The following is a 7553-nucleotide window of genomic DNA, read 5'->3' as shown; positions in this document are numbered from 1 at the left end:
CATACACCCATCATCAATAACACCCATTAAAAGCCTAAAATATCGATCGTTTGGCTTATTTTTCTGTATTAATTTATAGAATAATGCGCGTGGGTATTTGTTATATCTACCTTATGGGGTGTATGGGTTTTATTACTAGTTTCTTATCTTTTATTGTATGGGTAATAGATACAAGCAACCAGCAATAAAAGATAAAAAAAATAGAATGGAATTAAATTTGTTGTTTTTTTCTTAGTGCCTTTAGCATTTATCCCCCCTACAGAAATTACTAAGGGTTTCATAAAAAATCAAAACAAAGCCAAGCAAAATAGTAAGCAGGAGATAAATTAAAATAGAATGAGACAATAAATAATACAGAAAGCATAAAATGGGCTTAATTAATAAAGCCAGTAAGCATAGCAATGAATAAAAGCTACAAGCACAGAATAGATAAAAAGCAAGAAGATAAAATATTAGATAAGTATAAAAGCATAGAGTATATAAACATAAGAAGAGATAAGCATAAATAAGATTCCCTATCCCTGCATCGACCTACGTTCCCACACCTGAAAGATGCAGTATCATCAGCGAAGAAGAGCTTAACTGCCAGGTTCGGGATGGAGCTGGGTGTTGCCTCTTCTCTATAGACACAAGGAAAAGGGAGTTAAAAGCAATCTTATTTGAGTAATTTGAGATAATCACTCAAATAATTCACTCAAGGTAATCCTAAGAATACCCCAAGGCTTTCTTTTCTAACTTTCTTTCTAAAATAGGATTACCCCATTTTAGAAATATTTTTAGCAATGTTTCTAGTTATGCTTTGTATCTATTACTTAGGTAGCAACTAAAAGATAAATCATTATCTTTTAAGCCCTAGCAAGCATTCAAACAAGCATCCCTATTGGTTACTTGAACCTATCCTATAAGCTAACCTATAGAATAATCTCCAAGCAAGCCCATTAGATTGCCCTTAACTCCATTTTCCATCAAGAAATAAAAGAATCTTAAAATGAACAATAGCCTAAATATTCCCCACCCTTTCTACAAAGCATTTGCCATATAGCAAATTTTTCATAGAAAGTGTCTATCTAGTATTATGTTATATCTATTCCCACACAATAAAAGATAAGAAACTAGTAATAAAACCCATACACTCAATAAGGCAGTGATAACAAATACCCACGCGCATTATTCTACAAATTAATACAGAAAAATAAGCCAAACGGTCGATTAGTAGTAGTCAGCTGAATGCATTACTGCACTTACACATCTACCCTATCAAGCAGGTAGTCTTCCTGCGACCTTCAGGGAAAGTTTATCTTGGAGTTGGCTTCCCGCTTAGATGCTTTCAGCGGTTATCACATCCGTGCGTAGCTACCCAGCGGTGCTCTTGGCAGAACAACTGGTACACTAGTGGCACGTCCATCCCGGTCCTCTCGTACTAGGGACAGCTCTCCTCAACTTTCCTACGCCCACGGCAGATAGGGACCGAACTGTCTCACGACGTTCTGAACCCAGCTCGCGTACCGCTTTAAATGGCGAACAGCCATACCCTTGGGACCTGCTCCAGCCCCAGGATGCGATGAGCCGACATCGAGGTGCCAAACCTCCCCGTCGATGTGAGCTCTTGGGGGAGATCAGCCTGTTATCCCCGGGGTACCTTTTATCCTTTGAGCGATGGCCCTTCCACACAGAACCACCGGATCACTATGACCGACTTTCGTCTCTGCTCGACTTGTTTGTCTTACAGTCAGGCTGGCTTATGCCATTACACTCAACTTGCGATTTCCAACCGCAATGAGCCAACCTTTGCAAGCCTCCGTTACTTTTTAGGAGGCGACCGCCCCAGTCAAACTACCCACCAGGCATTGTCCTACTTGAGGATAACTCAAGCTAGTTAGCAGACAGAAACATTAAGGGTGGTATCTCAAGGATGGCTCCATCCCCACCGGAGTGAAGATTTCAAAGCCTCCCACCTATCCTGCGCATAATGCTCCCATCGGCAGTGCCAAGCTGTAGTAAAGGTCCACGGGGTCTTTCCGTCTTGCCGCGGGTAGGAGGAATTTTCACCTCCACTACAATTTCACTGAATCTCTCCTTGAGACAGCTCCCATCTCGTTACGCCATTCATGCAGGTCGGTATTTAACCGACAAGGAATTTCGCTACCTTAGGACCGTTATAGTTACGGCCGCCGTTTACTCGGGCTTCAATTCAAAGCTTCGCATTGCTGCTGACTGATCCTCTTAACCTTCGAGCACCGGGCAGGCGTCACACCTTATACTTCCTCTTACGAGTTTGCAAAGTGCTGTGTTTTTGGTAAACAGTCGGGAGGGACTCTTTGCTGAGACCTGATTGCTCAGGCACACCTTATCGCGAACTTACGGTGCTAGTTTGCAGAGTTCCTTAAGGAGAGTTCTTTCACGCGCCTTAGAATACTCATCTCATCTACCTGTGTCGGTTTGCGGTACGGGCAACCATTGCTAAACTTAGAGGCTTTTCTTGGCACGACGGTATCAGCGATTCTCCTATCGACCCGAAGGTTTCAAGAAGCCTGTAAGGTTTCGAATACAGAGGTGGATTTGCCTATCCTCCAATCTACGCCCTTCGACCAGCACTTCCATCCGCTGGCTCGCTTAACCCTATGCGTCCCCCCATCGCACACAATGGTTGGTATAGGAATATTAACCTATTTTCCATCGACTACCCATTTCTGACTTGTCTTAGGACCCGACTAACCCTACGATGACGAGCATAGCGTAGGAAACCTTAGATTTACGGCGAATATGATTCTCACATATTTTATCGCTACTCATTCCTGCATGCTCACTTCGCATCGCTCCAGCACTCCTTACCGGTATGCCTTCAACGCTGATACGAACGCTCTTCTACCACTGTGCATCAGCACAATCTGGAAATTCGGTGTCTATCTTAGCCCCGTTATATTTTCAGCGCATAATCACTAGACCAGTGAGCTGTTACGCTTTCTTTAAAGGATGGCTGCTTCTAAGCCAACCTCCTGGTTGTCTGAGTAACTACACATCTTTTTCCACTCAGAATAGAACTTTGGGACCTTATTTGCCAGTCTGGGTTGTTCCCCTTTCGACGATTGATTTTATCACCCACCGCCTGACTCCCAAGATAGGGTAATAGGTATTCGAAGTTTGACAGGGTTTGGTACCGCGGTGAGCAGCCCTAGCCCAATCAGAGCTCTACCCCCTATTACTATCACTTGAGGCTATACCTAAATATATTTCGAAGAGAACCAGCTATCACTAAGTTTGTTTGGCCTTTCACCCCTATCCACAGCTCATCCCAACCCGTTTCAATGGGTACGAGTTCAGTCCTCCACGAGCTATTACACTCGTTTCAACTTGGCCATGGATAGATCACTTAGCTTCGGGTCTGCAGCATCTGACTAAAGCCAGCTCATTTATAACCATAAAACAAGAAATTCATCTTTTTAGCACTTTGAGTAGATTACTTCATTCGTGCTTGGTCACTACCGCTTAAGGTAGCTCCCGGCGCACTCATTTGCAAAACTACTCAAATCATCTAAAAATCTTAGAATTTCCTACATAAAACTTTACTATCAGAAAATTCTAGCATTGTGGATAAGATTTGTAGGTTGTCAAGAAAAATGCGTAAGGAGTTACCTTATCGGTAATGACTAAGCATTTTTCGCAGACTCCCGCAAAGATTGCCACAAGAAGAATTTTCCTAAGTTTTATGGGTATAAAAGAGCTGGCTTACGCCCTATTCAGACTCGCTTTCGCTACGGCTTCGCGTTTGCTTAACCTTGCCAGACACCACAACTCGCAGGATCATTATGCAAAAGGCAGTCCATCACCCTGATAAATCATAGGGCTCTGAATGATTGTAGGCAGATGGTTTCAGGTTCTATTTCACTCCGCTCACTGCGGTTCTTTTCACCTTTCCCTCACGGTACTTGTTCGCTATCGGTCAAAGAGGAGTATTTAGGGTTGGAGAGTGGTCTCCCCTGCTTCAGTCCGGATTTCACGTGTCCTGACCTACTCTGGATACTGCTACCTATCAATCACTTTTCGCATACGGGGCTATCACCCTCTATGGCTTAGCTTTCCAACTTGTTCTGCTAAGTGATTGAAGTGGCTATTGCAGTCCACAACCCCAAGTGCAAGCACTTGGTTTGCCCTTCTCCCCGTTCGCTCGCCGCTACTAGGGGAATCTCGTTTGATTTCTTTTCCTGTTGGTACTGAGATGTTTCACTTCCCAACGTTCGCTCCATTAAAGGTGACTAGCATCGCTGCTAGCCGGGTTGCCCCATTCGGAAATCTATGGATCAAAGCTTCTTGACAGCTCCCCATAGCTTATCGCAGTCTAGTACGTCCTTCATCGCCTCTCTTTGCCAAGGCATCCACCATCTGCCCTTAAAAGCTTATTTCAATCCCAATGATTTCTAACCAATGAAACAAGTCCATTAGTAAGATTTCTTTGAGATCGCCTTTTAAAGTATAGATAAAATTGCGTGAATATTCTAAAGTTATCACTGCCTTATTGAATGTATGTTGATTCCTCATATAAAACAAATATTTTGTTTTTGATAAGGTATCGCCTTACTTCTATAAAACAGAGTAATCGTAGTTTTATTACTATTTTTTAGGCTATTGACAATAATATGTTAAATAACATTTAGACAAAGTCTAATGCAAATCTTTTTTGTTAGGTCTGATAAGAAATATCTGGCTTCTTGCTGGCTAATGTTTGCTTGACACCCATTATTTTATCTGGGGTGTTTGCTTACATTTTACTTGCCAATACTTAAGAAGTGCGATTTACTATCAATGCCTATAAAAGACTCTGATTAAACTTTCTATGGGTGGTGATTACAATATATGTATCAAATACGATTAGCCCATTGGCTAGTAAAACATTTTTTAGAATCTATCTTAAGCACACAAGAATCGTTTGGTTTCCCATCACTGCCAAGAGTTGTTATGGTGGAGAATAGCGGGATCGAACCGCTGACCTCCTGCGTGCAAAGCAGGCGCTCTCCCAGCTGAGCTAATTCCCCTAAGATGGTGGGCTTAAGAGGAGTTGAACCTCTGACCTCACCCTTATCAGGGGTGCGCTCTAACCACCTGAGCTATAAGCCCCAATAACAGCCTCTTGTTTGCCATCTATCAATTGAAGAATCGATCCTTGAAAACTAAGCAAGAAAAGAAGCTTCCTATCTTATGGTTATCCCTTTTTATCAGATGATTAGGATAAACAAATACCCTAATATTTCTCTAGAAAGGAGGTGATCCAACCGCAGGTTCACCTACGGTTACCTTGTTACGACTTCACCCCAGTCGCTGCATCCGCCGTGGACGGTAGCCAATTTAGCATCCCGGCTTAAGGCGAATACAACTCCCATGGTGTGACGGGCGGTGAGTACAAGACCCGGGAACGTATTCACCGTGACATTGCTGATTCACGATTACTAGCGATTCCAGCTTCATGTAGTCGAGTTGCAGACTACAATCCGAACTGAGAGATGTTTTTGAGATTTGCTCCGCCTCGCGACATTGCTTCTGTTTGTACATCCCATTGTAGCACGTGTGTAGCCCTAGGCGTAAGGGCCATGATGACTTGACGTCGTCCTCACCTTCCTCCTCCTTACGAAGGCAGTCTCCTTAGAGTGCTCAGCCGAACTGCTAGCAACTAAGGACGAGGGTTGCGCTCGTTGCGGGACTTAACCCAACATCTCACGACACGAGCTGACGACAGCCGTGCAGCACCTGTTTTCAGGGTCTAGCAAGCTAGACACCCCGCTATTTCTAGCAGGTTCCATCAATGTCAAGCCTAGGTAAGGTTCTTCGCGTATCTTCGAATTAAACCACATGCTCCACCGCTTGTGCGGGTCCCCGTCTATTCCTTTGAGTTTTAATCTTGCGACCGTACTCCCCAGGCGGGATGCTTAATGCGTTAGCTGCATTACTGGAAGGACGAGCCTCCCAACAACTAGCATCCATCGTTTAGGGCGTGGACTACCAGGGTATCTAATCCTGTTTGCTCCCCACGCTTTCGCGCATTAGCGTCAGTAATGTTCCAGCAGGTCGCCTTCGCAATGAGTATTCCTCTTGATCTCTACGGATTTTACCCCTACACCAAGAATTCCACCTACCTCTCCCATACTCTAGAGCAACAGTTTCAAATGCAGTTCTGTAGTTAAGCCACAGGATTTCACATCTGACTTATTGCCCCGCCTACGCGCTCTTTACGCCCAGTGATTCCGAGTAACGCTTGCACCCTCCGTATTACCGCGGCTGCTGGCACGGAGTTAGCCGGTGCTTATTCGTTAGATACCGTCATTATCTTCTCTAACAAAAGGAGTTTACAATCCTAAAACCTTCATCCTCCACGCGGCGTTGCTGCTTCAGGGTTTCCCCCATTGAGCAATATTCCCTACTGCTGCCTCCCGTAGGAGTCTGGACCGTGTCTCAGTTCCAGTGTGTCCGTTCACCCTCTCAGGCCGGATACCCGTCATCGCCTTGGTGAGCTCTTACCTCACCAACAAGCTGATAGGACATAGGCTGATCCTTTAGCGAAATTCTTTCCCCCGTAGGGAGTATCTAGTATTAATCACCGTTTCCAGTGGCTATCCCAGACTAAAGGGCACATTACCTATGCATTACTCACCCGTGCGCCACTAATCCATCCCTAGCAAGCTAGGGACTTCATCGTTCGACTTGCATGTATTAGGCACGCCGCCAGCGTTCACTCTGAGCCAGGATCAAACTCTCCATCAAGTTAAGTTTGTCCTTCTCTCTTCGTGTCTCTATAAATCACAAAATCATTACTCCGATTACTTACTAGTAAATAGCAAGCAACCAAAGGTCATAACGAGTTGTATAGATAGTAACAACAAAAAAGAGATTGTGTCTTTTTATTTAAGGCTAAGGCTAATAGGATAATGCCTAAAAATAAAAAACTCCATTCTCTTGCTTAGATTTCAAAGATCGTTACCCAACCAACAAATATCAAACATTTTAGGAAAACATTGATGCTTACAATTCTTTAAGATTTTAAAATGTCTTATAGACAATATTAAAAACTTTTGTAAGTTTCTTACATTTGCAATTTTTTTGCATTTGCAAGACTCTTAATTTTATAAGTTTTTATATTTTATAAGCTACTCAATCTTAATAAGCTTTTACATTTCGTAAGCTTCTTGCTTCTAAAAAATCATATTTGAAATCAAGTATCAAAGAACAACCACCACAAACAAGCAACACAACACTGAAAAGAAACCATTTCAATCCAGCTTATCAATGAGAGATAAATCTTGCAAGATAATATCTTTATATATCTTAATCCAGATAATATCTTGATTTTAAAGACACTATCTACTAAAAAGACAGAATCTAAAAGCGATTATCCATCCTGATATTCTCCAAACTAATTATCCAATAAATTATCCCATCTCATTGGCACAAAATCCAAAAAAGAGGTAAAAGATATGGAATCACCAAAATACTGGAGAGTTTTTATGAGGCTCACCTGAATGGGAGTGAAATACTACAAACTTATAGCTTAAGGTTTGCTTAGGGGA

At 42.8% G+C, this 7553-nt stretch carries 2 tRNA genes and 3 rRNA genes; all 5 read right to left on the bottom strand.

Annotation, left to right across the window (positions count from 1 at the left end):
• Positions 1 to 518: 518 nt before the first annotated feature.
• A 5S ribosomal RNA gene (rrf, locus tag BJI48_RS09160) occupies positions 519 to 634 on the bottom strand.
• Between the two features lie 554 nt (positions 635 to 1188).
• Positions 1189 to 4400, bottom strand: a 23S ribosomal RNA gene (locus tag BJI48_RS09155).
• A 554-nt stretch (positions 4401 to 4954) separates the two neighbouring features.
• A tRNA-Ala gene (locus BJI48_RS09150) sits at positions 4955 to 5030 on the bottom strand.
• A gap of 5 nt (positions 5031 to 5035) precedes the next feature.
• A tRNA-Ile gene (locus BJI48_RS09145) sits at positions 5036 to 5112 on the bottom strand.
• A 139-nt stretch (positions 5113 to 5251) separates the two neighbouring features.
• Positions 5252 to 6750 (bottom strand): 16S ribosomal RNA (locus BJI48_RS09140).
• Together the 16S, 23S and 5S rRNA genes with 2 tRNA genes alongside form the textbook arrangement of a ribosomal RNA operon.
• Positions 6751 to 7553: the final 803 nt, after the last annotated feature.

The sequence above is a fragment of the Helicobacter sp. 11S02596-1 genome (genome assembly GCF_002272825.1).
GTDB lineage: Bacteria > Campylobacterota > Campylobacteria > Campylobacterales > Helicobacteraceae > Helicobacter_J.
The sequence above is the reverse complement of the archived record's forward strand: the minus strand, read 5'-3'. Positions and strand labels throughout refer to the sequence as shown.